Below are 705 nucleotides of genomic sequence, written 5' to 3' on the forward strand. Positions count from 1 at the left end.
ACTACAGCTACTGGAATCGACTTAAAAGCAAATCCGAATGCAAAAGTTATATCAGTAGACCCATCAGTTATCCCACTTGGTTCAAAAGTTTATGTGGAGGGTTATGGCTACGCAACAGCGGCTGATACAGGCAGTGCCATAAAGGGAAATAAAGTAGACATCTTTATTCCAAATGAGCAGGATGCTATTAATTGGGGCGTTAAAAACGTTAAATTACAAATCTTAAACTAATTTAGTCATGTAAAACATGTTTATATATAGAAAAAGTAGGCACAGGGTTTTCATGTGTCTACTTTTTTTGTCCTTTTGGTTCACGGAAAAAGCAGGTACAATGAAAGTAATAAATCCTTACAAGTTAAATAGGAGGAGTAGTACATTGATAGAAAAAGCACGTGATTATTTACAAAAGTATTTTGGATATGAGTCATTCCGAACCGGTCAGGAACAGATAATTGAACAAGTTTTAGGAGGAATAAATACAGCAGGAATCATGCCGACTGGCGGAGGCAAATCAATATGCTATCAGATTCCAGCTCTTCTATTGCCTGGTGTAACCCTCGTCATATCCCCACTTATTTCCTTGATGAAGGACCAAGTAGATGCCCTCGAACAAAATGGTATAGATGCCACATTACTTAACAGCTCTATTTCAGGGATAGAAGCTTCCAATAGAATGAACGATATTAAGCAGGGAAGGTACAAGCT

The 705-nt window shown here is 37.7% G+C and carries 2 protein-coding genes; both read left to right on the top strand.

The annotated features are described in order from the left end of the window. Positions 1–231 (top strand): 3D domain-containing protein (locus AC1DUW_RS31475; RefSeq protein ID WP_477644531.1); only part of this gene is annotated, 231 nt, incomplete at its 5' end. A 145-nt stretch (positions 232–376) separates the two neighbouring features. After that, the coding region (locus tag AC1DUW_RS31480; RefSeq protein ID WP_477644532.1) for a DEAD/DEAH box helicase at positions 377–705 on the top strand (329 nt) is incomplete at its 3' end.

The organism is Peribacillus sp. P4_C12 (assembly GCF_056402095.1).